The sequence below is a fragment of the Edwardsiella anguillarum ET080813 genome, from assembly GCF_000264765.2.
Lineage (GTDB): Bacteria > Pseudomonadota > Gammaproteobacteria > Enterobacterales > Enterobacteriaceae > Edwardsiella > Edwardsiella anguillarum.
The window spans coordinates 116,155-141,939 of sequence record NZ_CP006664.1; the positions used below are offsets into that span (position 1 = coordinate 116,155).

Below are 25,785 nucleotides of genomic sequence, written 5' to 3' on the forward strand. Positions count from 1 at the left end.
ATTAGCCCCGTTTTTTGACGTTATTCCCGCCATTGTTCCGGCCTGACGGCAGGGATAATAGCTTTAGCGAATTTCCATGCGCGTTGCGCACACAGCTACAGGAATCATCCCCCTTATGTCTGATATGTCACTCCCAAACCGCTCCGCTAAACGGCGCAAATGGGTATTGATCCTGTTGGTGCTCTTTGCCGCGCTGGCCGCCGGCGGCGGCTACTTCGGCTGGCACTATTATCAACAGACACAGCAGCACACCGTCAAGCAGGCGCCGATTCCGCTGCCGGTATTTATGGCGCTGGATCCGTTTACGGTTAACCTGCTGAGTAACGGCGACGACAGCGACCGCGTCCTGTATGTCGGCATTACCCTGCGTCTGCCTGATGAGGGTACTCGTAAGCGTCTAAACGACTATCTGCCTGAGGTACGTAGCCGTCTGTTAATGCTGCTCTCCCGCCAGCAGGCTGCAACGCTGGCCTCCGAGCAGGGTAAAAAAGCGTTGATGGACGAAATTAAATCCACCCTGCGCGCGCCGGTCGTCAGCGGCCAGCCGGCACAGATGGTCAATGACGTTATGTTCACAGCGTTCATCCTGCGGTAACCGTTATGTCCGATAGCATTCTGTCTCAAGCCGAAATAGACGCGCTGCTCAATGGCGACAGCGATGCCGCGCCCAGCGAGCAGCATGCGTCACTGGAAACCCACGACGGCGAAGTCCGTCCCTACGATCCCACCACCCAGCGACGCGTCGTACGCGAACGTCTGCAGGCGCTGGAGATCGTCAACGAGCGTTTCGCCCGTCAGTTCCGTATGGGACTATTTAACCTGCTGCGCCGCAGTCCGGATATCACGGTAGGCGCGGTGCGTATTCAGCCCTACCATGAGTTTGCCCGTAACCTGCCGGTGCCGACCAACCTGAACCTGGTACACCTGAAGCCCCTGCGCGGCACCGCGCTGATGGTCTTCGAGCCCAGCCTGGTGTTTATGGCGGTCGATAACCTGTTCGGCGGCGATGGCCGCTTCCCCACCAAGGTGGACGGCCGTGAGTTTACCCACACCGAACAGCGGGTGATCCAGCGCATGCTGCGACTGGCGCTGGATGCCTATCGCGATGCCTGGGGCGCTATCTTCAAGCTGGACGTCGAATATGTCCGCTCAGAGATCCAGGTGAAATTTACCAATATCACCACCTCCCCTAACGATATCGTGGTCACAACGCCCTTTACCGTTGAGGTCGGAGCCCTGAGCGGGGAGTTCAATATCTGTATCCCCTTCTCAATGATCGAACCGCTGCGCGAGCTGCTGGTCAACCCGCCGCTGGAGAACTCCAAACAGGAGGATCAGCACTGGCGCGATACCCTTAGCAAGCAGGTACAGCACTCCGAGCTGGAGCTGGTGGCCAATTTTGTCGACGTTCCGCTGCGTCTGTCTGACGTTCTTAAGCTGCAGATCGGCGACGTATTGCCTATCGACCGGCCCGACCGCCTGGTGGCCAACGTAGACGGTGTGCCGGTGTTAACCTGCCAGTATGGCTGCTATCACGGCCAGTATGCACTGCGCGTAGAAAAAATGATTAACCCTATTTTAGATGCGACTTCGCGAGGAAATTCCGATGAGTGACGCCAACAAGCCGTCAGCTGACGCTCAGGATGACGCCGCCGACCTGTGGGCGGAAGCAATGGGAGAACAACAGTCCGCCGCACAGAATAACGGCGATATTTTTCAGAATCTGGACGAGACGCCGACGCTGGGCGCCGGCAGCGGTCAGGATATCGATCTGATCCTGGATATCCCGGTCAAGCTGACCGTGGAGCTGGGCCGCACCAAGATGACCATCAAGGAGCTGCTGCGCCTGTCGCAGGGATCCGTGGTGGCGCTGGATGGCCTGGCCGGGGAGCCGCTGGATGTGCTGATCAACGGCTATCTGATAGCCCAGGGAGAGGTGGTGGTGGTCAACGATAAATTCGGCGTCCGCATTACCGATATCATCACTCCGTCAGAACGCATGCGTCGCCTGAGCCGCTGATATGTCCAGCGTCGTCGCGGCGATCCCCGCCGCCCCCGCACTGCCGACAGAAAGCGTACTGACCCAGGTGGGCGGTACGCTGGGCGGCATTCTGCTGCTGATCCTGGCGCTGGCCTGGCTGGTCAAGCGCCTGGGATTCGCCACCCGTCCACGCGGAGAGCGTCTGCTCAACGTCCGCGCCAGCTGTAGCCTCGGACAACGTGAACGGCTGGTGGTGGTCGAGGTGGATAACCAGTGTCTGGTGCTCGGCGTCACGGCCCAGAGCATCACCCATCTACATACCTTTGATGTGCCGGCGACGACGGAGCACGATGCGACCGAGCGACCGACCTCATTCCAGCACCTGCTGCGCCAGGCCGCACGTCACCGGTTTGGCCGAAGTAAAGAGAACTCCTGATGCGGCCTATTCTGCGTTACACCCTGCTGTCGGGGCTGCTGCTGTGCGCGCCCGCGGCACTGGCCCAGCTGCCCGGAATTATCAGTCAACCACTGGCGCACGGCGGGCAGAGCTGGTCCCTGCCGGTCCAGACGCTGGTCTTCCTGACTTCGCTCAGCTTCCTGCCGGCCGCGCTGCTGCTGATGACCAGCTTTACCCGGATCATCATCGTTCTCGGCCTGCTGCGCAACGCGCTGGGTACCCCCTCTGCGCCGCCGAATCAGGTGCTGCTGGGGCTCGCGCTATTTTTAACCTTTTTTATCATGTCGCCGGTGCTCGATAAGATCTACCAGGACGCCTATCAGCCGTTCAGCGAACAGAAAATCAGCATGGAGACCGCCCTGGATCGCGGCGCCAAACCGCTGCGGGCCTTTATGCTGCGTCAGACCCGTGAAACCGATCTGGCGCTGTTCTCCCGGCTGGCTAAGCAGCCGGAGATGCAGGGACCGGAAGATGTGCCGATGCGGATTCTGCTGCCGGCCTACGTCACCAGCGAACTGAAAACGGCGTTCCAGATCGGCTTTACCGTCTTTATTCCGTTTTTGATCATCGACCTGGTCGTCGCCAGCGTGTTGATGGCGCTGGGGATGATGATGGTGCCTCCGGCCACCATCTCGCTGCCGTTTAAGCTGATGCTGTTTGTCCTGGTGGACGGCTGGCAGCTGCTGCTCGGCTCGCTGGCGCAAAGCTTCTACACCTAACGCCCATCGCGTTAGGCTAATTATCCGCCGCCCTGCCCCGGCGGGCATACCGCGTACGCCGCATCGGCGGCGGTATCGCCGTCCGCGTCGGGGCCATGCGGCTGTCACAACCACGCCTATTGGGATAGGCGATACGAGGAGGACGCCATGACGCCGGAATCGGTAATGGCCCTGGGATATCAGGCAATGAAAGTGGGGCTGGCGCTGGCCACTCCGCTGCTGCTGGCCGCGCTGATCAGCGGTCTGCTGATCAGCCTGCTGCAGGCGGCGACCCAAATCAACGAAATGACCCTGTCGTTTATCCCCAAAATTCTGGCCGTCTTCGCCACCCTGGTGGTCGCCGGCCCCTGGATGCTCAGCCTGCTGCTGGACTATATGCACACCCTCTTCAGCAGTCTGCCGACCCTGATCGGCTAGCCATGATCACCTTCGATCCCGCCCAGCTCACGCTCTGGCTGGGGCAGTTTTTCTGGCCCTTTATCCGTCTGCTGGCCCTGTACAGCACCGCGCCGATGCTGGGCGAGAAAGCGGTGCCGCGCAAGGTGCGCATCGCCCTGGCCGCGCTGACGGCCTTTCTGCTGGCCCCCCAGCTGCCGCCGACGGATATTACGCTGGCCAGCGGCGGCGCGCTGTGGCTAGCTATCCAGCAGATCCTGATCGGCTGTGCCATCGGCCTGACCATGCAGCTCGCCTTTGCCGCCGTGCGTCTGGCCGGGGAGGTGATCGGCATGCAGATGGGGCTGTCGTTTGCCACCTTCTTTGACCCCTCCGGCGGCCCCAATATGCCGGTCCTGGCGCGCCTGCTTAACCTGCTGGCTCTGCTGCTGTTTCTCAGCCTCAACGGCCACCTGTGGACCCTCTCCCTGCTGGCCGATAGCTTCCGTACGCTGCCCCTGTCGACGCACCCGCTGAACGGCAACGGGTTCCTGGCCCTGGCCCAGAGCGGCAATCTGATCTTTCTCAACGGCATGATGCTGGCCCTGCCGCTGATCGCTCTGCTGCTGACCCTCAACATGGCGCTGGGGTTGCTCAACCGCATGACGCCCCAGCTATCCATCTTCGTCGTCGGCTTTCCGCTGACCCTCACCATCGGCATGATGACGCTTAGCATGTTGATGCCGATGCTGGCGCCCTTCGTCGAACACCTGATGCAGACCCTGTTTGACCGTCTCACGGTGATCCTGGGCGGCATGCAGATGATCTCATGATCCCGCGCGATGAGAGATCAAAAAAGACGCGCTAAGGCGTCTTTCATTCGAGTGGGTAAAGCGGCGCCGAACGGCGCCGCTACCAGTTTTCCGGCTCGTCGCGCACGTAAGGGTTACTGCGCCGCTCTTCGCCGATGGTCGACATGGGGCCGTGACCGGGGATAAACGCCACGTCATCGCCCAGGGTAAACAGGCGGGTCCAGATGCTGTTGAGCAGATCGCGGTGGTTGCCGCCGGCAAAATCGCTGCGCCCGATGCTGCCGCGAAACAGCACATCCCCCACCTGCGCCAGACGCGCCTTCTCGCAGAAGTAAACGACGTGGCCCGGGGTGTGGCCCGGACAGTGCAGCACCGTCAGCTGCTCCTCGCCCACCGCCAGGGTGTCGCCCTGCTGCAGCCAGCGGGTCGGCATAAACGGCTGACAGTCGGTAAAGCCAAACATATCGGCCTGCTGCGACAGCTGATCCAGCCAATACCTGTCCTCCTGCTGCGGGCCATAGATGGGCACCGACAGGGTCTGCGCCAGACGCGCCGCCGCGCCGACGTGGTCGATGTGGCCATGGGTCAGCAGAATTTGCGTCACCTTCAGATCCCGGGCGCCGATCTCCCGCAGGATCTTGGCACTCTCGCCGCCGGGATCGACGATCGCCGCTTCCCGCGTCGCCTCACACCACAGCAGGGTGCAGTTTTGCTGAAAAGCGGTAACCGGAATGATGTGGTATTTCATGGTACTCTCCGCGCATAAAAACGCCGGCTCACGGCCGGCAGTCGCCCTTACCAGACCCCATCATACGCATCCGCGCGGCGATCACCAACTTCTCACCGGCCCGGTATCGATATGGACAAAATTACTGCGCGGATAATAGCCTACGCCGCCGGCGCGCATACGCATCGCCGCCTTGCGCACGTTCGCCAGCGCCACGCCGTCGATGTGGAAATCCATCGCCTGCCCCTTGGTATGGAAGCTCTGCTTAGCGACGCCGCGGCTGCGCTCGCGCAGCTCGCTGTTGGTATGGGGCGAGCGGTAGCCGGACACCAGCTGAATCGGCTTCTTGCTGCCTAGCATCACCTGAAGCCGGAAGATCTGATCGAACAGACGCGGATCGATCCGCTTCACCAGGTTGGCGCGATAGTCGCGGAAAAAGTGGTTTAGACGCGCCAGCTCCTCAGGAATATAGGCGCGGCCATCAAAAAACTCGGCGCGCAGGCGCTCGCCGGTATTTAAATTATTGAGCACCAGCACCCGCGGGCGCGGCGTAGAAAGGGTCGCCTGGACGACGCCCGGCAGCAGGGCAAATCCAAGTGCCGCACCACCGAGCGCCAGCCATTTACGGCGCTGAAAATCTATCGGTTCCATGAGCAAATATGACCCGGCCAAAAAGTGTCTGAATAACACGCCCAAAGCGCACAGATTGGGGCCTTTGCGGCCCCTGTTATCTCGCGTCCCACGCAGCCGAACCGATCGTGGCTATCGATAGCACGAAAAGCGCTTGCGCGACGCCTCACTCAGCGCACCTTAACCGTCCGCCCAGGCGGCGTCAACCCGCCCTGCGCCCCCCGGCGCGGGCCATCACAAAAATCGCCCCGCCGCGGCGGCGGCCGTGGCCCCACGCGCGGCAGGATAACCGTCTGCTACAGATGGAAAAGCTGGCGCGCCTGCGTCACGCTGCGGCTACCGCTGCGGGCCAACTGATCATAATTGTAAATATCTGTGCGGAACTGGGGCTCCCCGCCGTCGCTGACCCAGGCGGTCTGATAGTAGAGCCGCACCGGAATGCGCTGCCGGATAGGAACATACTGCGTATTGCCTGCCTGCAGCGCAGAGGCAACCCGCGCCGGGCTCCAGCCGGCGTCGGCCAGCAGCATATCCGCCAGCGTCGAGGCCTTATTGATGCGAACGCATCCGGAGCTGAGCGCGCGGATATCCTGGTTGAACAGCGCATGGTTCGGCGTATCGTGCAGGTAGATGGCGTCCTGGCTCGGCATGTTGAATTTAAAGCGGCCAAGCGAGTTGCCCGCCCCCGGCGCCTGGCGCACCCGGTAAGGGAAGTTGCGCGCCGACACGCTGTTCCAGTCGATCATATAGGGGTTTATCACCTGGGCATCGCCGCTCCAGCCGGAGAGCAGCGTATAGCCGTGGCGCTCAAAATAGCCGGGATCGCGCATAGCTTTGGGGACGATATCCTCACGCACCAGCTTCGTCGGCACGTTCCACGGCGGGTTGACCACCACGTTGTTTAGCTCACTGTTCATCAGCGGCGTCTTACGCGCCGGGCGCCCGACGATTACCCGGGAAGATAGCACGTCCTTACCATCGCGGTAGTAGGTCATGGAGAAGTTGGGGATGTTGACCATGATCCCGGTATGCACCGAGGCGGGCAGCAGACGCAGACGCTGAATATTCAGCGCCAGCAGGGCGGCGCGCATCGGCGGCGTGACGTTCAGCCAGGCATAGGTGCGCGGACCGATCACCCCATCCGGCGTCAGCCCCTGGCCGCTCTGGAAACGCTTCACCGCCGCCACCAGCGCCGGCGTATAGACCTCGCCGTCGCCCTCATCCGCCGCCGACAGCGCGCCGCTGCGCAGCAGGATCGCGCGCAGCGTTGCGATGGCCGGGCTGCTGTCGCCCGGGCGCAGCGTCAGCCCGCCGGGCATCTGCGGCCAGGGCTGGGTATCGGCCAGCAGCGTCTCCAGCGCCGTACGCATCGCCGGATACTGGGGGTTAGAGGGCGCCAGCGAACGGATAAAGACCGTCAGCGTCCCCTGGCGCAGCGCCCGCTGCCAGTTATCGACCAGCCCGACGGGCGGGGCCGCGAGCGTATAGCTCTTGCTGCCGTACAGCCAGGCGTCGCCGTTGGCCGCCACGCCGGCCACATACTGCAGGTAGCCCATCATGGCATCGGACAGCAGGATATCCCGCGCCATGTCGTGAATGCGGGGATCCGTCAGCGCATCGGCCCAGCGGGCAAACTGCGGCTGTACGCCGGACAGCGCTAGCTCCGCCAGCTGCTGCTGAAAGTCCCGCACCGCCTCGCTATCCTGCCACATCGGCTGCTCACGGTGGGCCGCGTACAGCGCCGCCAGCTCATGGCCATAGCGTAGCGTGACTCCCAACGGCAGCTGCGCCTGTAGCGCCGACGCGGTCGGGGCCGCCTCCGCGTGTGCGGGCGCCGGTTGTGCCAGCGCCGGCGTACCCCAGGGTGCCAGCGTTACCGCCAGCAGCGTGCCGGCCATACGCCGGCGAAAACCGAATTTAGCGCTCAGCATGACTTCCTTGCTCCCTCTTCGCCCACAGCGATACTGTCGGGCACCTAATGCAAATTATACAGAATAAACCGCCGTTCGGCGGTCTCGCTACGGCAACAGGCTGCGCTGCCGTCCTGTGCGCCATCATCGTTCCGATCCGGTCACGCCCACGCCGCAGGCATAGGCAACATGACTATGTTGCTATTTTGCCAAAAAAAAGACGAGGGGAAAAAGTATCGCAGGCGAAGATTTATGACACTTTATGACATCATGCCCGTCACAGGCGGCCGAAGACAAGCACGCCTCCACGCTTTCAGACATTCCCCGCCCCGCCAACATTTATGGCCCAAAAGATAACGGCCCGCGCAGGGCGGGCCGTCGAGACGCCGTCAGACGACGACGCGGTGCGCCAGCGCGCGCCCTCAGGCCGAGGTATCCTCCAGCGGCTGCGCCGTGCGCCCGCCCTCGTCCTCCGCCGCGGCGCTAAAGCCGCGCAGCCCCACCACGTGCACGTGCTCGGTATGGTTGAACACCTTACGCACCAGCTTATAGGTGGTGCCTTTTTCCGGGCTGATATTCTCGGGGGCGGCGATGATCAGCTGCATCTCCAGCCGCTCACACAGCTCGAACAGCGTCGCGATGGACTTGGCGTCAAGACGCGCCGCCTCATCCAGGAACAGCAGTCGGCAGGGGGAGATATCCTTACCGCGTAGGCGGCGTGACTCCTCCTCCCAGCTCTGCACCACCATCACCAGGATCGACATCCCGGTACCGATCGCCTCACCGGTTGACAGCGCCCCGCTCTCCGCACGCAGCCAGCCGTCCGATCCACGGTTCACCTCCACCGCCATCTCCAGGTAGCTGCGGTAGTCCAGCAGCTCCTCACCGATGGTCTGCGGCGTCCGCTGTCCCATATCGATCTGCGGATTCAGGCGCTGATACAGCTTGGCCAGCGCCTCTGAGAAGGTCAGGCGGTTGCTGTTGAACAGATCCTGATGCTGCTCCTGCTGCTCGGAGAGCACGTTCAGCAGCATGGCGTGGCTGTCGCGCACATTCACGTTCAGACGCACGCTGTTGACCTGGCCAAAGGCCACCGACTGCAGCCCCTGGTTCAGCATGCGGATACGGTTCTGCTCGCGCTGAATGGTCTTGCGGATGATGTTCGCCACGCTGCGGGCGCTGATAGCCAGCTTCTGCTCGCGCGCCGTCAGCTCCTCCGTCAAGCGCGCCAGCTCGATCTCCATCTGCTCAATGGCATCGATGGGATCGTCGCTGCGGATAATATCCTGGCGGATACGCTCCCGCAGATGCTGATAGACCGCCACATAGAACTGTACCTTACGCTCGGGACGCCTCGGGTCCTCCGACAGGCGCAGCACGTCGCGCAGGTGCTCGTTATCCGCCACAGCCAGACGCAGGGCGCCCAGCGCCTTATCCGACATGGAGCGCAGCTCGTCTGCATCCATATAGGCTAGCTCACGCCGGTGCAGACGGCGCTCGACGCCGTTATCCTTCACCAAACGCATCACCGCGCACCAGCCCGCCTTGGCCTGGGTCACCTGGGTTCGCATCAGGTGGTAATCGCGCTCAGCCTTACGCAGCCGCTTGATCAGCGACTCCATCTCCGCCTCGCAGATGGTGATCTGCTTCTCCAGCTGATTGCGCCGGCTGCGGTTTTCACTCAGGGCGGCGTGCAGCTCATCGCGGCGCGTACGGGCCCGCGCCTCGGCGCTCGCATCCGCCGCTACGCCGATATCCTGCATCTCCTGCTGTAGCTCCTGCAGCATGTCACGCTTGGCATCGAAGGCGCTCTTCAGCGACGCCAGCACCTGATTATACTGGGCCAGCTGGGCCTGATGCTGACGCAGCTGCTCGCGGCTGCGGCTGCGATCGGCCTCGGCGTGCTCCAAACGCTGACGCAAACGCTCGTTGAGGTCGGCGTTTTCGCTCAGCATTCCCACCGCATCGCTATAGCTGAAATGGGCGCGACGCTGCGCCACCTCGGTCAGGGCAAAGGCCTGCTGCTTGGTCAGGCGCTGACGCTGCAGCGCCTGCTGGTAATCCTGCTGCAGCTGCTCATGCTGCTGCGGATCGCTCTGCAGCACGCCGATCACCGGTTCCAGCGCCGCCAGCGTGGCGCCGTGCTGCTGTAGATAGCGCGCCGCATCGCGCGCCTGCTCCAGTTCCTCACGCAGTTCATCGACCCGATCGGGCAGCGTTTCATCCGTCAGCAGCGCCGCCTGGGGCACCAGGCGATTCAGCAGCCCGGCCAGCTCGCGCGCCTGCTGCAGCTGCTGACGCTGTTGCTGGGTCTGGGCGTCCTGACCGGCGAACTCGCGCTCAATCTCCCCCCGACGCTGCTGCAGCTGGCGCAGCTCCTGCTCCGGATCATCGTCAAATACCACCGCCAGATGGCTGCCGATAAAGCGGCTGAAGGCGTGGTGCAGACGCTGGATCTTCTGTACGTCAAACGACAGTGTGGCATAACGCTCCGCCAGCGCCTCGCGCTCGGCGTACAGCGTCTCCAGACGGCTCTCGCGCGCCGCACGGCCAAACAGCGGCAGCGATGGGAAACGGGAGTAGCGCCACTGGCGATCGGCGATCTTCACTACCACCGCCTTCTCCAGCTCTTCAACGGCAAAAACGCTGTCGTCGAAGGACTGCGGATCCCCCTCGATCAGATAGAGATCTTCCGGGCACTCCTCCAGCCCCGCCAGCTGCGCGCGCACCGCGGCCAGATCCGGCACCACGATGGCATGGCGCGACGGCCCATACAGCGCCGAGAAGTAGGGCGCATCGTCCAGCGTGACGTCGTCGTAGATCTCCGACAACAGCACGCCGCCAAAGCGCTCTGCCAGCGCGATCAGTCGGGCATCCTCGGCACCGCCGGGCTGGCTCAGGCGCTCGATCTCCCGCTCCAGGGCCCCCTTGCGGGCGGCAACCTCGTCGCGTTCGACGGTGTACTCGCGCTCGCGCTCCAGCAGCTGCTGCATCTGGTCGGTCACCGCGCGGCTGTCCTCCAGCGTTTCGCCGCACTGCGATTCCAAGGCATTCAGCGCCTCCTGGGCGGCGAGCCACGCCGGTGCCCGCGCGCTCAGCGCGCCGACCCGCTCGGCGATCTGCTCCAGCTCCTGACGTAGCGCCATGCTGCGCTCACCGGCGTCGGCCGCCTGCTGGGTCAGGGTGTCGATCTGCGCCTCCAGCTCGGCCTGCAGGGCGTCCAGCTGCTGCGCGTCACAGTCGCGCCCGCTGCGCTTAACGCACTCCTGCAGCAGCCGCTCGGCATCCTGCTGGGCATTCAGCCGCTGCTCCAGCTCGGCCAGGCGGGCGCCGATGGGCGCAACGCGCTGGGCCTGATGCTGTAGTGCAGGCCACTCGCGCAGCAGCGCGCGCCCGGCCTGCCAGGCGTCGCTGCGGCTAACCTCGCCCACCACCCGGGCCACCAGGCGGTAGGCCTCCTCAAACTGGCTGTTCGCCGCATTGGCCACGCTCAGCTTCTGCTCCAGCTGCAGCAGCAGCTCGGTCGCCTCTTCTTCTCGGGCGCGAAAGTCCTCAAGCCAGCTTTCCGCATCGTCGGCGCTCAGCGCCGGCAGAGCGCACAGCGTCTGCGCCCGCGCCAGCGCCTGCAGCGCCTGCTGATACTGGATAGCCCGCGTTTGCTGTACGTCCAGCGCCTGCTGGTAGTCGGCCAGCTGGCTCTTCAGCTCATCGACCTCGGCCTCCGCCGCCTCGCTGCGCTCCTGCCAGGACTCATACTGCTCCTGCGCTTCGGCCGCCACCTCGCTCTGTTCGTCCAGACGGTAGCTCAGCTCCTCCAGATCGCCCTGATAGCGTTCGATCTTCTCCCGCTGACGCAGCGCGGTCTGCACCAGATTCAGGTGGTCGCTAGCCGCCTGGTAATCGGTCTCCAGATCCGCTTCGGCGCCGTTCTGCTCCTCCAGCTCGCGCGCCATCTCCACGTGGCGATACTGCTCGCTCAGCAGCTGTCGCCGTCCGCCGAGCAGCTCGCGACGCAGCTGCAGCGCCTGATCCAGATGGCTGCGCCGCTCGTTGGCATGCCGCATATAGTCCGCCGAAACATAGGCGGTGGCCTCGCTGATCAGGTGCTTAAACAGATCACGGTCGGACTGGGTTACCCGGATCGCCTCCAGCGTCATGCGGTTCTCGCGCAGCGCCGCCTCCATGTCCTGAAACGCCTTACGCACCCCGCCGTTCTCCGGCAGCAGGTAGTCGCGCAGTGAACGGGTGATCGCGCTGGAGATCCCACCGTACAGCGAGGCCTCAATCAGCCGGTAGAATTTGCTGCGATCCGCCGCCGAGCGCAGGCGACGTGGCACCACGCCGAGATCGAACATCAGCGCATGGTAGTCGGTAATCGAGTTGAACTGCTTGAACTGTACCCCGTCGATCGCCTCTACCCGCTCTTTCAGCTCAGCCAACGGCAGCACGCGCGCTTGGCGCTCGCCCACCGTCTCGGTCAGCAGCTGGGTCGGCTGATACGCCGTCGGCAGCCCCTGAATGGCGAAGGGTTTGATATCCACCTTGCGATCGCGGCCAGCCACCTGCTGCAGGCGTACCCCGACCAGCACCCGCTGGTGGCGGGAGTTCACCACGTCCAGCGCGGCATAGCACACCCCGGGGCGCAGCTTGCCGTGCAGGCCCTTATCGCGCGACCCGCTGGTGGCTCCGGCCTCGGTGGTGTTGCGGAAATGCAGCAGGGTCAGATCCGGGATCAGGGCGGTCACAAATGCCGCCATGGTGGTGGACTTTCCCGCCCCGTTGCCGCCGGAGAGGGTGGTCACCAGCTCGTCCAAATCAAAGGTTCGGGCAAAGAAGCCGTTCCAGTTAACCAGGGTCAGCGAGCGAAACTTACCGCGTTCAATCATTCCTGTTCATCCTCTGCATCCTCGGATTCGTGTTCCGCCTGCGCGTCGTCCGCCGGGCCGTCATTGAGCGCCAGCGATGGCTCCAGCGTGACCGCCTCGCCGTCGCGGATCAGGCGCATCTGGGCATCGCGTGCATCGTCGCCGGCGCGTACGTCGGCGCCGAAGCGGAACACCGCCTCGGTGATGCGGAACTTGGCGCTGTCACTCCCGATAAAGAACACCATTCCTAGCCGGCGCAGGCGGTTCAGCGAGGTACGCAGCTTCTCCTGCAGCTTCTGGCGGTCCAGATCGGAGCCGGTCGAGCGCTGGTTAACCAGCCTGAGCAGTTTGCTCTCATCGGTCAGGGTCAGCAGCTCGTCATACAGCTCCTGCTGGCTGAAGATCCCCTCATGGGCCAGCCGCTCCGGGCTGAGGTAGAGGTAACAGAGGATCTTGCCCACCAGCATGTCCAGCTCAGACAGCACCGAGCGGGGGATCAGGGTCGTGGAGCGGGGACGCAGATAGAAGAAGCCCTCCGGCGCGCGGATCAGCTCAACGCTATAGCGCCCGTAAAACAGCTCCAGCTCCTCCTGGAAATCCATCAGGAAGGCGTGATTGTCCAGATCGTCGATGCCGATATGGCGCCCGGCGCGCAGCTGACTGTCCAGCGCGGGAAACAGCGGATTAAACACCGCCTGTGCCAGCTTGGCCGGCATAGTATTTTCAGTATTTGTCGATGACATGGGCCTGCACCTTGGCTCCGTACTCATTGATCGCCTGCCACTGGGCCTGCAATCCGTTAAAATCTGCTTCGGCTACACCCAGGCGCACCGCCTGGTCAACCAAAATTCTTGCCACGTCGAAATGGCGCTGGCGTGGATAGCGCGCCAGGTATTCGCGCAGTACCCGCCCCAGATCTAGCGGCCGCTGTTCCTGGCGGTAGACCTGCAGCTCCTGCTCGATCAACGCCGCCAGCCGCTCACGCAGCTCGGAATACTCCTCAAACTCCAAGTCGGGCGGCAGTTCGCCGGTCACCTCGGCATTGAGCAGCATCAGCTCTTCGTCGCGCATATCCAGCAGCCGATCGGCGTTGGCGTAGGTCAGCGCCCAGGGCGCCTCAAGATACCCCTGCACCGACTGGCGCAGACGCTGGGCGAAGACCCGGTTCTTATCCATATCGATGGCCGTACGAATAAATTTGTGTACGTGGCGGTCATAGCCGATCCACAGATCGATCGCCTGCTGCCCCCAGCTGATAATACGATCCAGCTTGGCCTGCAGGTCGAACACCAGCTTATCGACAAAGCCCAGCGCCTCCTGCCCCAGGGTCGCATCCTGGATGCGCAACAGGTTGGCCTGCAGCTTGTCCCCCGCCGCCTCCAGGGTATCCTGCAGTTCGCGCAGGGTACCAGAGGTTTCCGACAGCAGCAGCTCGCAGCTGGAGATCGCCGCCCGCCAGTCCTGGGTGAGCAGCCCGGCGATATCGCGCTTAACCCCCTGCTGCTGCTCATCCATCAGCCGCTGGGTCAGATCGATGCTGTCAAAGATCTCCGCCACCGAATATTTCAGCGGCGCAAACACGTTGCGGTGCCAATGAAACTCATCGCCGCCCTCTTCTGCCGCGTCCCCCGCCGCCCGCAGCTCCTGTGCCACGATAGAGAGCTGCATCGACAGACGCAGGGTGGAAAACTCGCGCTGACGGATATAGTAGTCGGAAATACTGATCCCCAGCGGAGTCAGGCGATAGATGGCGTTCCCCTCCGCCAGCTCGCTGGTAAAGCGGTTAAGCAGGCGCTGCTTAACCAGATCGTTAATCGCATTGTTGGCGCGCTGGGTGACGGTTTCGTGCGTCTGTTCAAATGTCTTGCTGACATGACGGAATACGTCGACCAGATCCCCCTCGCTCATTTCGCCGTCCAAACGCTCGCCGTTCAGGGTAGCGATAGCCAGCAAAAAGGCCAGCCGCTCGGTCGAGAGCGTTAAGGCGAAATCATTTTTGCGCGCCCAGGCAACCAGCTCCGGTACCGTCTGGGAAAAATCGCTCATAATGGATCCTTCATGTCACCTTTGTGCGCCATCACGTGAATATAGCGCCCCAAACTTACAAAAGGCTCCTGACGACAATAGCGCTGCTCCAGCGCCAGCAGATCGTCAAAGGCCCCGATTTGTTGTGTCTTATCCCGCAGATAGTCATGGAATACCCGCACCCCGGTCTTACCGCTGATGGTCAGCCCCAGCTGCTCCAGCCAGCCATAGACCTGCGCGGGATCCAGCGGATGGTCGGGCGAGAGCGAACGCCGCTTGCGCTTTGGCATGCCGAGCTTCACATATTCCATATTCCCCACCAGGGTATTCAGCATCAGCAACCCGTTGTAGTTATAGAACATCAGCGACAGCGCGCCGCCCGGCGCCAGGCATTTCTCCAGCGCCGCCAACACCGCCTGCGGCTGTGCCACCCATTCAAGGACGGCATGAAACAATACCAGATCCACCGGCTCAGCCAAATGGCGATGCATCTCCTGCGCCGGACTTTGTACCAATTCCATGCGCGCGCTAACACCCTGCTCCTCGGCGTGCTGCGCCGCACGCTGTAGCATCTGCGCCGAAATATCACACAGGATCACCCGGTGACCGCGCGCCGCCAGCTGGCAGGCGATCTGCCCCTGCCCACCGCCGGCGTCCAGGATGCGCAGCGGGCGCTGCGGTAAACCGGCCAGCAGGGTTTCCAAATCCTGCCACAGAACCGCCTGACGGATACGCCCCTTGGTGGTGCCATAAATATTACGCGCAAACTTCTCCGCGATATCGTCAAAATTACGATCCTGCATACTCCCCACTCCGCACGCCGGGTGACTTAGGCTGGCCAGCCCCTTCGGGCCGCGCGGTTAGCCGCCGCGCGAGGTCCAAAGGATCAAAGGTACATTTTGACACAGGCTATCGTAGAATGAATATCATCAGCCTGATATTCGACGCGAATGGCGTTTTTTCATCCAAAAGAGACGGTTGTCATGCTATTTGAGCTCAAAAAATTTGTCGGCATGCTGCTATTACCGCTGCCGCTGCTCCTGTCGCTCTGCGCGCTCGGCCTGGCGCTGCTTTGGTTCACTCGCCGTCAGCGAATAGGAAAAGTCCTTGTTTCGCTCGCTTGGCTGGGTATTCTCCTGCTGAGCATGCAACCGCTGGCCGATCGCCTACTCGCCCCGCTGGAGAACCGCTACCCGACCCTGAACGGCCCACATCAGGCCCGCTATGTGGTGGTGCTCGGCGGCGGCTACACCTATAACCCGCAGTGGGCGCCCAGCTCCAACCTGATCGGCAACAGCCTGCCGCGGGTGATCGAGGGCGTTCGCCAGCTCGCCCTGAACCCACAGGCGCAGCTTATCTTTACCGGCGCAGCGGCGCAGGGGAACCCGCTCAGCAGCGCCGAGGTCGCGGCGCGGGTGGCGCGTTCGCTGGGCATCGATGAACAGCGTATTATCGTTTTGGACAGTCCCCGGGATACCGGCCAGGAGGCGCGGGCCGTCGCAGGCGTCGTCGGTAACGCGCCGCTGATTCTGGTGACCTCGGCCAACCATATGCCACGGGCGCTGGGCTTTTTCCATCATCAGGGGCTCGATCCGATTCCGGCGCCGGCCAACCAGATGGCGATCGCCAGCCCGCTCAATCCCTGGGAGCGCTGGCTCCCCTCTCCGCTCTATCTGGGGCACAGCGAACGCGCCGGGTATGAAACGCTGGGGCGCCTCTGGCAGGCGCTCACGGGACAGGCTCAGGATCGGCGCACGGCGGCACCGACGGAGGAGAAATGAACCTACGGACCTTAACGCGGCGGCGCGCTCGCCGCTACAGCCTGGCCGTCGCACTGTTAACCTTTGAGGGGCAGGTGCTGCTGTTCGACGCGCTCGCCAAGCCGCAGAACGCCGCGTTGAACGGCAGCCCGCTGGAAACCGTCAGCATGCTAGGGTTCTTTTTTGCCTGGACCACCGGTCTTGGCACTACGGCGGCGCTGCTGACCGCCGCCGCCTGCCTGCTACTGCTGCCGGCGACGGCCTACCTGCTGTGCCGCCGCTGGCTGTGGCGCGCCCGCTAGGGCTACAGCGGATCGGGGTGCAGCAGCAGCGTGCTCAGGCGGTTGTGCTTCGCGATCACCTGCGGCAGATCGATCGTCTGTAGCTGGCCGTCGCGGATCACCACCCGGCCATTGATCACGCTGAGGGCCACGTTGCCCGGATTGCAGAACACCAGCGCCGCCAGCGGATCGTGACGGGCGCCGGCGGTGCCCAGGCCGCGCAGATCGAAGGCGACAAAGTCCGCCGCCATGTCCGGTGCCAGCGCGCCGATGTCGTCACGGTTAAGAACCTGCGCCCCACCCCGCGTCGCCAGCCACAGAGCCTCACGCGCGCTCATGGCCTGTGGCCCGCTGGCCACCCGCTGCAGCAGCATCGCCTGACGCGCCTCGGCCAGCAGCGAGCTGCCGTCGTTAGAGGCCGAGCCATCCACGCCGATGCCGACCGGCACCCCGGCATCCACCATCTGACGGATCGGCGCGATCCCCGACGCTAGACGCATGTTGGAGCATGGGCAGTGGGCGACCCCGGTCTGGGTACGGGCAAACAGATCGATCCCCTGCGCATCCAGCTTCACGCAGTGCGCATGCCAAACGTCCGGGCCGGTCCAGCCCAGATCGCGCACATACTCTGCCGGCGTCATGCCAAAGTGGCGCTGACTGTAGCTGACGTCGTTATCATTCTCCGCCAGATGGGTATGCAGCGAGACCCCGTGCTGACGCGCCAGCTGCGCACTCTTTTTCATCAGCTCTCGACTGACGGAAAAGGGCGAGCAAGGCGCCAACGCGATACGCAGCATGCTAAAGCGCGCCGCATCATGATAGGACTGGATCAGCCGTAGCGAATCCTCCAGAATCGCCTCCTCTTGCTCCACCAGCGCATCGGGCGGCAGGCCGCCGCGGCTGCGTCCCAGGCTCATGCTGCCGCGACAGGCGTGAAAGCGCATGCCGATTTCACGCGCCGCATCGATGCTGTCATCCAGGCGACAGCCGTTGGGAAACAGGTACAGGTGGTCGCTGGAGGTCGTGCAGCCGGAAAGCATCAGCTCCGCCATCGCCGTCTGGGCCGAGATGGAGATCATCTCCGGCGTCAGACGTCCCCACACCGGGTACAGCGTCTCCAGCCATGAGAATAGCTCGGCGTCCTGAGCGCCGGGCAGCGCACGCGTCAGGGTCTGGAACATATGGTGATGGGTGTTGACCATCCCCGGGATCACCACGTGCCCGCTCAGATCCAGCTCCTCGTCGGCGCCGGCGGCCAGCAGCTCGCTGCCGCCGACCGCCACAATGCGGCATCCCTCCACCAGCATGCAGCCACCGCGGATCTCCCGGCGCTGGTCATCCATCGTGACCAGCAGATCGGCATTCTTAATCACCAGCGTCTTCTTCGTGTGCATCGCTTTCCCCTCTGCGGGCAAGCGCATCCGCTGTGCGCCGCTCCGCGGCTGATTTAACGGTGCCATGGCCCCCAGCGGCGGCCTACGGCATCTGAACGCCTGCGCCGGCTAAGAGGCCCGAGATGAATCGGCCTGACGAGCCGCCCGCCGCTCGGCGCGCATCTTGACGACCCGCTCATCGCGCTGATAGCCGTTAAAGAACAGGTTCAGGGCGACGGCGCTAACGCTGGCCAGCAGGATGCCGCTGTGCAGCAGCGGCTGCAGGGCGGGAGGAAGCTGGCTAAAGAAATGGCTCGATACCGTCGGGATCATCCCGACCCCCAGGCTGATGGCGACGATATACAGATTAAACCGATTATGGCTGAAATCCGTACGTGCCAGAATACGGATCCCGGTGGCCAGTACCATACCAAACATCACGATCCCGGCCCCACCCAGCACAAACTGCGGCACGGAGGCCACGATCACCGACATCTTGGGGATCAGCCCGAACAGCAGCAGAATGACGCCGGACATTACGCAGACCCAGCGGCTGGCGACCCCGGTCACGCTCACCAGGCCGACGTTCTGCGAAAAGGAGGTGTGCGGAAAGCTGTTAAACATACCGCCGATGATGGTGCCAATGCCGTCCACCCGCAGTCCGCGCACGATATCGTGCTGCTTGGCCGGGCGGCCAACGATATCGCCCAGCGCCAGAAACATCCCCATCGACTCGATAAAGGTAATCAGCATCACCACCGTCAGCGTTACGATGGAGACCGGCTCAAAGGTGGGCCAGCCAAAGGCAAAGGGGTGGATCGGTGCGAACCAGGCGGCGTCGCTCAGCCCGTCAAAGCTGACCTCCCCCAGCCACAGCGCCACCAGGAAACCAAAGACGATGCCCAGCAGCACCGAAATATTGCCGAGAAAGCCCTTGGCATAGCGGGTCACCAGCAGAATAAACACCAGCACCAGCAGCGAGGTCCCCAGGTACAGCGGGCTGCCGTAGTCCGGATTCCCCTTGCCGCCCGCCGCCCAGTCGATCCCCACCTGCATAATGCTGATGCCGATGGAGGTAATCACCACCCCGGTCACCACGTTGGGAAACAGCGGCATCAGGCGCCCGACCAACGGTACCAGCAGGGTCGCCAGAATCCCCGAGGCGATGGTCGCGCCGAAGATCCCGGTCAGGCCGATGGTGGGATCGGCACCAATCGCCAGCATCGGCGTAACGGCAGCGAAGGTGACCGACATGATCACCGGCAGGCGAATACCTGCAAAGCGGCCGATCCCCAGGCACTGCAGCAGGGTCACGACGCCGCAGCAGAACAGATCGGAGCTAATCAGAAAGGCGATTTGATCTTTGGGCAGGCCGAGGCTGCCGCCGATCACCAGCGGCACCGCCACGGCGCCGGCATACATCACCAGCACATGCTGCAGTCCCAGGGTAAACAGCTGCACGATAGGCAGCTTACGCTCTACTTCATCGACAGGCTGTGCAGCGCTTTCCGCTGGCGGATTCTTCATGACGCTCATGGACTCATCACTCCTTACGGCGCGACGGCGTCCGCCGTCGGCTACGATTCGAGAGGCATTCGCTTCCCCTGGTTCAGGTGCTCGCCGTAATGGTGCGCACCGATATCATGGCATCTGCCGCGCCCCGTACTCGTCGGACGCTGACGTTATCACCATGCACAGAGCATGCGCATTTGTCGTCTAAAACAGCATTCAGGATAAAATGAAACGAGAATTGAGGAAGGCGTCACATTTATCGCCGACGGCAGCGGCGCTGTGCGACGAGAGCGCGGTTAAACGTTTGCGTCACGCTATCAAAGTGGTAGACGGCGTATCATTTTCAATGCGCAAGAGCCTCAAAGTGATTGACGGCGCGGCGAACCCGCGCCGATGAACGATAATAATCTTACCCCAGCCACGGCAGCAGCTGCTGCGCCGCCCGGGTGAGCACCGCCTGCTCCTGGACCCCCGTGTGCAGATAGCGGTTGGCCGCCTCCCACAGCATATATAGCCAGCGACGCGCCATAAACGCCTCGCTGACCGGCGCCTTGCGCAGATAGCAGCCCAGCAGATCGGCCGACATGTCGTCTTCGCACAGGCGAAACAGATCGTACTCCCGCGGAGCCCACAGGATCATGCCGGGATTCAGCATCGCCAGCAGCTGATCGCTACGGCTCTCTTTCAGCACGCTGCGCAGCGTCAGGTTGCCGTGCACCAGCACCGCGCCATCATCAAAGTCCGCAAACAGCGCCGTCAGCTGCGTCTGACTGCGTACCAGCGCCCGTCGCACGGGCATCGCTAACGGCCCCATATGCGCCGCGTCCAGCAGCGAGGCGATCACCGTCACCCGCTGCTGATACCACGCGGCCCAGCCATTCTCCTGCACGCTATCGACGTTGCCCACGCAGCCGTGGCTATCGATGCGGTGCCAGCCCAGCACTCCCTCAACGATCTGCTCTTTCAGGCTCTCCCAGCGCGCCGGGGTGCGGGCGGGTGCCTCGGCGGCAACCCCGGACAGGCGCTCCATCAGTAGCACCTCCTGAAACGGGCTCTGCTGCGTCGTCAGTACGCCGAATACGGCGGGCAGGCGGACGGTCCCCTGACGGGCCAGCATCGAGAGCTTATAGGCCTCCTGCTGCGCCACGCCGCCGCACAGATAGCTTTTCGCCACCAGCGGGATAGCCGCGCCCTGGCGAGTATAAAGCGCATACAGGCGGGCATAGGGCTGCTCGCTGATTTGCACCATGCGCCCCACGGGTTCCCCCAGCGCGGCGCTTAACTCCGCTTTCAGTTGCTCCATCCGTCATACCCTTTTCGTCACCGGATTACTTTATCATGGGCGAGAATGTGCTCCTCTACACGCGCTGAGATCAAAAAAGCGTGCAATCGCACGCTTTCAGGTTAACTCGCGTCACCGCAGGCACAGTCAGTGCTGCCCCTGCGACGCCAGGATCGCCCGAACGCAGGCCAGATCCTCAGGGGTATCCACCCCGGTGCCCGGCGCCTGCAGCGCGACGTCCACGTGGATCTTCTCGCCGTACCACAGCACCCGCAGCTGCTCCAGCATCTCAATCTGCTCAAGCTGGCTCGGTGCCCAGTTCACATAGCGGCGAATAAAGCCGGCGCGATAGGCATAAATGCCGATGTGGCGCAGAAACGTTTGCCCGATCTGACTCTGCGAGACGGCAAAGCGATCGCGATCCCAAGGAATGGCGGCGCGAGAGAAATAGAGCGCATAGCCCTGGCTGTCGCGCACCACCTTCACCGCGTTGGGGTTAAAGGCCTCGGCGGCATCGTGGATCGGTACCGCCAGCGTCGCCATACCGGCGTCACAGCGCGCCAGGTTCTCAGCCACCTGACGGATAATCTGCGGCGGGATCAGCGGCTCGTCGCCCTGTACGTTGACGATGATGTCGTCATCGGCAAAGCCACAGCGTTCAATCACCTCGGCCAGTCGCTCGGTCCCCGAATGGTGGTCGGTGCGTGTCATACACACCTCGCCCCCCGCCTGCAGCACGGCGCGCTGCACATCAGGGTGATCGGTCGCCACAATGACCCGCTCTGCGCCGGAGGCCAGGGCCTGGGCCATCACATGTACCACCATGGGCTTACCGGCGATGTCCGCCAGCGGCTTCCCCGGTAGACGGGTCGATGCATATCGGGATGGGATAATGGCAATAAAACTCATCAATTCTCTTCCAGCGGCAGGGTTCGGGCCTCGTTTTCCAGCATCACGGGGATGCCGTCGCGCAGCGGAAAGGCCAAACGGTCAATTTTACAGACGAGCTCCTGATGCTCCTGATTAAAAGAGAGCTTTCCGTTACATACCGGGCAGGCAACTATCTCGAGTAAACGGTGATCCATGCGTAAAGGGTCCTACTGATTTTGCTATCCAAAAGTAGCGCTAGCATACCCCCTTCGGGGGAATTAATCATCCGCTGGCACAGCTCGGGAGCGTAGAACGCAACCCGGCGAATATCCGCGTGCCACGGCGTAATTCACTATGCTGCAAATCAGGACGCTGCGCCATCGCAAAATCTGAAAACATGAAGCTGTTGACGAAAATCAGGTGAATCAATGCGCGAGGGAGCGAGGGGGAAAGGCTCTATCAGCAGCCAGCGTGGAGACGTGTAGGGAAAACGCTGGCTGCACGGTACATCAGTAGGCGATCACATCTTCCGCCATCTGGCTGCGGCGACCGCGCGGCGTCGAAAACTCGACCCGCTGCCCCTCGCGCAGCAGCTTATTGCGCGCGCTGGCAATACCGGTCCGGCTGACGTACAGATCGTCACCGCCATCCAGAGGAGAGATTACGCCCAGACCCGCACTCGGGTCATACCACTTCACGAAACCCATTTTTAATGTCATTTTACTTATCCTTCTTATCAGTACACCCGCGCGGACATACGCCCTCGGGGTGGTCATGCTCTGTCAAGTTATCGTTATCAACCTCTATGAGCCTTGGTGAATTACAGATACAAAAAGCCCGCCGTAATAGGCGGGCTTTCTCGAGAGACAATGCACGTCACTGGCGAACGCATCGCCGCGCTAACGATAAGTGCATTGTCACACGTTATGCGATGTAATTACAGCGCAACAACGTTGGCGGCAGCCGGCCCGCGCGGGCTGTCCTGAATGGTGTACTCTACACGCTGGCCTTCAGCCAACGTTTTGAAACCGTCACCGGTGATGGCAGAGAAATGTACGAATACATCTTTACCGCCGTCATGCTGCTCGATAAAGCCGAAGCCTTTGCTTTCGTTGAACCACTTTACCTGACCAGTCTTCTTAGACATTTGAATTACCTTAAATTTTAACTGAAATTGCCCCATCGGGGGGTTAGGCCGAATGCAGAAACTAACTTATGGGTGGCACTAAGAAGAGGGTTCTCGAACAAGCGGAATCACCAAGGATAACGTCTTAAAAGAGTAACAGCTTTATTCTCATGTCGTACATAAATCGGGTCTGTTTTACAGGCCACGACCATTTACGCATAAACGCCGCGATTGAGCAAGCCGTTTTTTGCCTAAAAATTTCCCTTTTAAAATATTTACCGCCTAAACGACCGGAGCGACGGCGCCCCTGCGGCGCCGCGGACGGCCCTAACCGCGCGGCCGCGCCGCCATCAGCGCGGCGATACGCGCCAGCAGACGCTCGCCGGCCTCCGCGGGCAGCGTGGCACTGACCGGCAGATACCACCAGTTGTCTTGGGTAAAGGCGCGGCATTTCACCGCATCTTTTTCAGTCATCAGCAGCGGCTGCGCCTGCGGCGTCAGCGCCGCCAGCGCCGACGCCTGATACGCCTGATGATCGGCAAAGGCATGGGTCGCCTGCAGCGGGATCCCCAGCTGTGTCAGGGTGTGAAAAAAGCGCGGCGGATGACCGATCCCGGCCATGGCAACGGCCGGCGTCACAAACTGCGCCGCCGCACGCCGCTCCCCGCTGCGCAGGTTGACCAGCGTATGGCCGGCCAGCGACATCGGGATCTCGCCGGATCGGGGCGTACCGCCGTTGACGATCACCGCATCGACGCTGCGCAGACGGGCGGCCCGCTCGCGCATCGGCCCGGCCGGTAGCCACCAGCCGTTGCCGAAGCGGCGCTCCCCGTCGACCACCACCAGTTCCATATCGCGCGCCAGCGCATAGTGCTGCAGGCCATCGTCGGTGATCACCACGTCCAGCGGCCCCTGGGCCAGCAGCGCCTGCACCGCTGCGCTGCGCTGCGGCGCCACCGCCACTCGGGCGCCGGTGCGCTGGGCTATCAGCAGCGGCTCATCGCCGCACTCTGCGCTACGGGTATCCGGCCCCAGCACCAGCGGATAGTGCGCGGCCCGGCCTCCGTAGCCGCGCGATACCACCCCGACCCGGTAGCCACGCTGCTGCAGCTGCTCGACCAGCCAGATAACCAGCGGCGTCTTACCGTTGCCACCGGCGGTCAGGTTCCCCACCACCACCAGCGGCAGCGGCGCCCGCCAGACCCGGAGCCAACCGCAGCGGTAGGCCTGGCGACGCAGCAGCGCTACCAGACCATACAGCCAGGAGAGCGGCAACAGCAGCAGATACAGCGGCGAACGCCCAGACCAGATCCGCGCGATCATTGGCCGAACTGCATCCGGTAGAGCTGAGCATAAACGCCGTCGTTGTCCAGCAGCGTACGGTGGTTGCCACGTTCGACAATACAGCCGTCCTCCACCACCAGGATCTCGTCGGCGCTCTCAATGGTCGAGAGGCGATGGGCGATCACCAGCGAGGTACGGTTTTTCTGCAGCTCATCCAGCGCCGCCTGAATCGCGCGCTCGGACTCGGTATCCAGCGCCGAGGTCGCCTCGTCAAGGATCAAGATCGGGCAATCGCGCAGCAACGCGCGGGCAATCGCGATGCGCTGGCGCTGACCGCCGGAGAGCATCACGCCGTTCTCCCCGATGATGGTGTCCAGCCCCTGCGGCATTTTATCGATAAAGTCCATCGCATAGGCCAAGCGCGCCGCATGCTCGATCTCCGCGCGGGTGTAGGTATTATCACGCGCATAGGCGATGTTGTTGGCGATGGTATCGTTAAACAGGTGCACGCTCTGAGAGACCAGCGCCACCTGATCGCGCAGCGAACTCAGGGTATATTCACGCAGATCGCGTCCATCGATCAGGATCGTCCCCTGCTGAATGTCATAGAAGCGCGTCAGCAGATGCGCGATGGTCGACTTCCCGGAACCGGAGCGGCCCACCAGCGCCACCGTCTTGCTGGCCGGGATGGTCAGGCTGATATCACGCAGCGCCGGTACTTCTTTCCCCTGATAGGTAAAGGTCACCTGCTTGAAATGGATATCCCCTTTGGCGTGATCGGCCGTCAGCACGCGCTTGCCTTCGTCTTTCTCCTGCTCCAGATCCAGAATGGCGAACAGAGTCTGACAGGCCGCCATACCGCGCTGGAACTGCGAGTTGACGTTGGTCAGCGACTTCAGCGGGCGCATCAGGGCGATCATGGAAGAGAACACCACGGTAATAGTCCCGGCGGTCAGCGTATCCATCACGCTCGGGAAACTGGCGGCGTAGAGGACGAAGGCCAGCGAAAATGAGGCGATGAGCTGGATGATCGGGTCGGAGATCGACGACGCCGTCACCATCTTCATGCTCTGTTGACGCATGTGGTTGCTCACCTTGTTGAAACGCTCGCTCTCTACCTTCTGTCCGCCGAAGATCAGCACCTCTTTGTGCCCTTTCAGCATCTGCTCCGCGCTGGCGGTCACCTGCCCCATGGAGCTCTGCATATTCTTACTGATGTTGCGAAAGCGCTTGGAGACATAGCGGATAGCGAACGACACGATCGGCGCCAAAACGATCAGGATCACCGACAGCTGCCAGCTGTAGTAAAACATCAGGCAGAACAGCGCGATAATCGAAGCCCCTTCGCGCACCACGGTGATCAGCGCACCGGAAGAGGAGGAGGCCACCTGCTCGGAGTCATAGGTGATACGCGACAGCAGCGTACCGGTCGACTGTTGGTCGAAGAACGAGACCGGCATACCCATCATGTGGGAAAACAGGCCGCGGCGCATATTCATCACCACCTTGCCGGATACCCAGGACACGCAGTACGAGGAGACAAAGCCGGAGAGTCCACGCAGCACCATCAGCCCGATAACGGCAAAAGGCATCCACTTAAGGATATCGGACCCCGCCTTGCCAAACCCGTCGTCCAACAGCGGCTTAAGCAACGACAGCATGTAGGCATCGCTGGCCGCGTTGATCACCAACGCCACCGACGCCACGATGAGCCCCGCTTTAAAGGGAGCGATCATCGGCCACAGCCGACGGAACGTCTGCCAGGTCGAGAGATCTTTATCATTCAGCATTTAATG

The 25,785-nt window shown here is 62.5% G+C and carries 25 protein-coding genes; 9 read left to right on the forward strand and 16 right to left on the reverse strand.

The window, feature by feature from the left end; translation table 11 throughout:
- Positions 1-115: 115 nt before the first annotated feature.
- From fliL to fliR, 7 genes are all read left to right on the forward strand, one after another.
- Positions 116-595 (forward strand): flagellar basal body-associated protein FliL, encoded by a 480-nt coding sequence (gene fliL / locus ETEE_RS00575; RefSeq protein ID WP_012848981.1) that lies wholly within the window; start codon positions 116-118, stop codon positions 593-595.
- A 5-nt stretch (positions 596-600) separates the two neighbouring features.
- Positions 601-1,614 (forward strand): flagellar motor switch protein FliM, encoded by a 1,014-nt coding sequence (fliM, locus tag ETEE_RS00580; protein ID WP_034162442.1) that lies wholly within the window; start codon positions 601-603, stop codon positions 1,612-1,614.
- Positions 1,607-2,020: a flagellar motor switch protein FliN gene (gene fliN, locus ETEE_RS00585; RefSeq protein WP_034162444.1), complete on the forward strand. Its 414-nt coding sequence runs from the start codon at positions 1,607-1,609 to the stop codon at positions 2,018-2,020. The genes fliM and fliN overlap by 8 nt, the downstream gene beginning before the upstream one ends.
- A gap of 1 nt (position 2,021) precedes the next feature.
- Entirely contained in the window at positions 2,022-2,417 is a 396-nt protein-coding gene (gene fliO / locus ETEE_RS00590) for a flagellar biosynthetic protein FliO (RefSeq protein ID WP_034162445.1), read from the forward strand.
- Entirely contained in the window at positions 2,417-3,157 is a 741-nt protein-coding gene (gene fliP / locus ETEE_RS00595; protein WP_034162446.1) for a flagellar type III secretion system pore protein FliP, read from the forward strand. Before fliO ends, fliP begins: the two co-directional genes overlap by 1 nt.
- A gap of 147 nt (positions 3,158-3,304) precedes the next feature.
- Positions 3,305-3,574: a flagellar biosynthesis protein FliQ gene (gene fliQ / locus ETEE_RS00600; protein ID WP_034162447.1), complete on the forward strand. Its 270-nt coding sequence runs from the start codon at positions 3,305-3,307 to the stop codon at positions 3,572-3,574.
- 2 nt (positions 3,575-3,576) lie between these two features.
- Entirely contained in the window at positions 3,577-4,365 is a 789-nt protein-coding gene (gene fliR / locus ETEE_RS00605; protein ID WP_034162448.1) for a flagellar biosynthetic protein FliR, read from the forward strand.
- 79 nt (positions 4,366-4,444) lie between these two features.
- Here fliR and ETEE_RS00610 read toward each other — a convergent pair whose 3' ends face one another.
- The 7 genes from ETEE_RS00610 to cmoM all read right to left on the reverse strand — a co-directional run bounded on the left by ETEE_RS00610 (position 4,445) and on the right by cmoM (position 15,304).
- Positions 4,445-5,092, reverse strand: coding sequence for an MBL fold metallo-hydrolase (locus ETEE_RS00610; RefSeq protein ID WP_034162449.1), 648 nt, complete (start codon positions 5,090-5,092; stop codon positions 4,445-4,447).
- An 81-nt stretch (positions 5,093-5,173) separates the two neighbouring features.
- Positions 5,174-5,722 carry a peptidoglycan L,D-endopeptidase MepK gene (gene mepK / locus ETEE_RS00615; RefSeq protein WP_034162450.1) on the reverse strand — a complete coding sequence of 183 codons (549 nt, stop codon included), beginning with the start codon at positions 5,720-5,722 and terminating at the stop codon, positions 5,174-5,176.
- A 275-nt stretch (positions 5,723-5,997) separates the two neighbouring features.
- Entirely contained in the window at positions 5,998-7,632 is a 1,635-nt protein-coding gene (ldtD, locus tag ETEE_RS00620; protein ID WP_034162451.1) for a L,D-transpeptidase, read from the reverse strand.
- 401 nt (positions 7,633-8,033) lie between these two features.
- Complete coding sequence (gene mukB / locus ETEE_RS00625) at positions 8,034-12,497, reverse strand: chromosome partition protein MukB (protein WP_034162452.1); 4,464 nt, start codon at positions 12,495-12,497, stop codon at positions 8,034-8,036.
- Positions 12,494-13,219, reverse strand: a complete 726-nt coding sequence (mukE, locus tag ETEE_RS00630) for a chromosome partition protein MukE (RefSeq protein WP_034162453.1) — start codon at positions 13,217-13,219, stop codon at positions 12,494-12,496. The genes mukB and mukE overlap by 4 nt, the downstream gene beginning before the upstream one ends.
- On the reverse strand, positions 13,200-14,522 hold the full coding sequence (gene mukF, locus ETEE_RS00635) for a chromosome partition protein MukF (protein WP_034162454.1): 1,323 nt from the start codon (positions 14,520-14,522) through the stop codon (positions 13,200-13,202). The genes mukE and mukF overlap by 20 nt, the downstream gene beginning before the upstream one ends.
- Positions 14,519-15,304, reverse strand: coding sequence for a tRNA uridine 5-oxyacetic acid(34) methyltransferase CmoM (gene cmoM, locus ETEE_RS00640; RefSeq protein ID WP_034162455.1), 786 nt, complete (start codon positions 15,302-15,304; stop codon positions 14,519-14,521). The genes mukF and cmoM overlap by 4 nt, the downstream gene beginning before the upstream one ends.
- Positions 15,305-15,484: 180 nt before the next feature.
- Between cmoM and elyC the strand changes: the two genes are divergently transcribed.
- Together elyC and ETEE_RS00650 are read left to right on the forward strand one after the other, a co-directional pair.
- Positions 15,485-16,282 (forward strand): envelope biogenesis factor ElyC, encoded by a 798-nt coding sequence (gene elyC / locus ETEE_RS00645; protein ID WP_034162709.1) that lies wholly within the window; start codon positions 15,485-15,487, stop codon positions 16,280-16,282.
- Positions 16,279-16,563, forward strand: a complete 285-nt coding sequence (locus ETEE_RS00650) for a hypothetical protein (RefSeq protein WP_034162456.1) — start codon at positions 16,279-16,281, stop codon at positions 16,561-16,563. The genes elyC and ETEE_RS00650 overlap by 4 nt, the downstream gene beginning before the upstream one ends.
- Positions 16,564-16,565: 2 nt before the next feature.
- On the opposite strand, the gene ETEE_RS00655 is transcribed toward ETEE_RS00650, so the two are convergent.
- The 9 genes from ETEE_RS00655 to msbA all read right to left on the reverse strand — a co-directional run bounded on the left by ETEE_RS00655 (position 16,566) and on the right by msbA (position 25,779).
- Positions 16,566-17,936 (reverse strand): 8-oxoguanine deaminase, encoded by a 1,371-nt coding sequence (locus tag ETEE_RS00655; protein ID WP_034162710.1) that lies wholly within the window; start codon positions 17,934-17,936, stop codon positions 16,566-16,568.
- A gap of 108 nt (positions 17,937-18,044) precedes the next feature.
- Positions 18,045-19,451 (reverse strand): nucleobase:cation symporter-2 family protein, encoded by a 1,407-nt coding sequence (locus ETEE_RS00660; protein ID WP_034162457.1) that lies wholly within the window; start codon positions 19,449-19,451, stop codon positions 18,045-18,047.
- Between the two features lie 385 nt (positions 19,452-19,836).
- On the reverse strand, positions 19,837-20,730 hold the full coding sequence (locus tag ETEE_RS00665; protein WP_034162458.1) for a YcbJ family phosphotransferase: 894 nt from the start codon (positions 20,728-20,730) through the stop codon (positions 19,837-19,839).
- A gap of 126 nt (positions 20,731-20,856) precedes the next feature.
- On the reverse strand, positions 20,857-21,618 hold the full coding sequence (gene kdsB, locus ETEE_RS00670; RefSeq protein WP_034162459.1) for a 3-deoxy-manno-octulosonate cytidylyltransferase: 762 nt from the start codon (positions 21,616-21,618) through the stop codon (positions 20,857-20,859).
- Positions 21,618-21,794: a Trm112 family protein gene (locus ETEE_RS19600; protein WP_071844152.1), complete on the reverse strand. Its 177-nt coding sequence runs from the start codon at positions 21,792-21,794 to the stop codon at positions 21,618-21,620. Before ETEE_RS19600 ends, kdsB begins: the two co-directional genes overlap by 1 nt.
- A 294-nt stretch (positions 21,795-22,088) precedes the next feature.
- Positions 22,089-22,298, reverse strand: coding sequence for a cold-shock protein (locus ETEE_RS00675; RefSeq protein ID WP_034162460.1), 210 nt, complete (start codon positions 22,296-22,298; stop codon positions 22,089-22,091).
- Positions 22,299-22,516: 218 nt separating this feature from the next.
- Positions 22,517-22,726, reverse strand: a complete 210-nt coding sequence (gene cspE / locus ETEE_RS00680) for a transcription antiterminator/RNA stability regulator CspE (protein WP_005296986.1) — start codon at positions 22,724-22,726, stop codon at positions 22,517-22,519.
- A gap of 306 nt (positions 22,727-23,032) precedes the next feature.
- Positions 23,033-24,028 carry a tetraacyldisaccharide 4'-kinase gene (lpxK, locus tag ETEE_RS00685; RefSeq protein ID WP_034162461.1) on the reverse strand — a complete coding sequence of 332 codons (996 nt, stop codon included), beginning with the start codon at positions 24,026-24,028 and terminating at the stop codon, positions 23,033-23,035.
- Positions 24,025-25,779 (reverse strand): lipid A ABC transporter ATP-binding protein/permease MsbA, encoded by a 1,755-nt coding sequence (gene msbA, locus ETEE_RS00690; protein WP_034162462.1) that lies wholly within the window; start codon positions 25,777-25,779, stop codon positions 24,025-24,027. The genes lpxK and msbA overlap by 4 nt, the downstream gene beginning before the upstream one ends.
- Positions 25,780-25,785 lie beyond the last annotated feature (6 nt).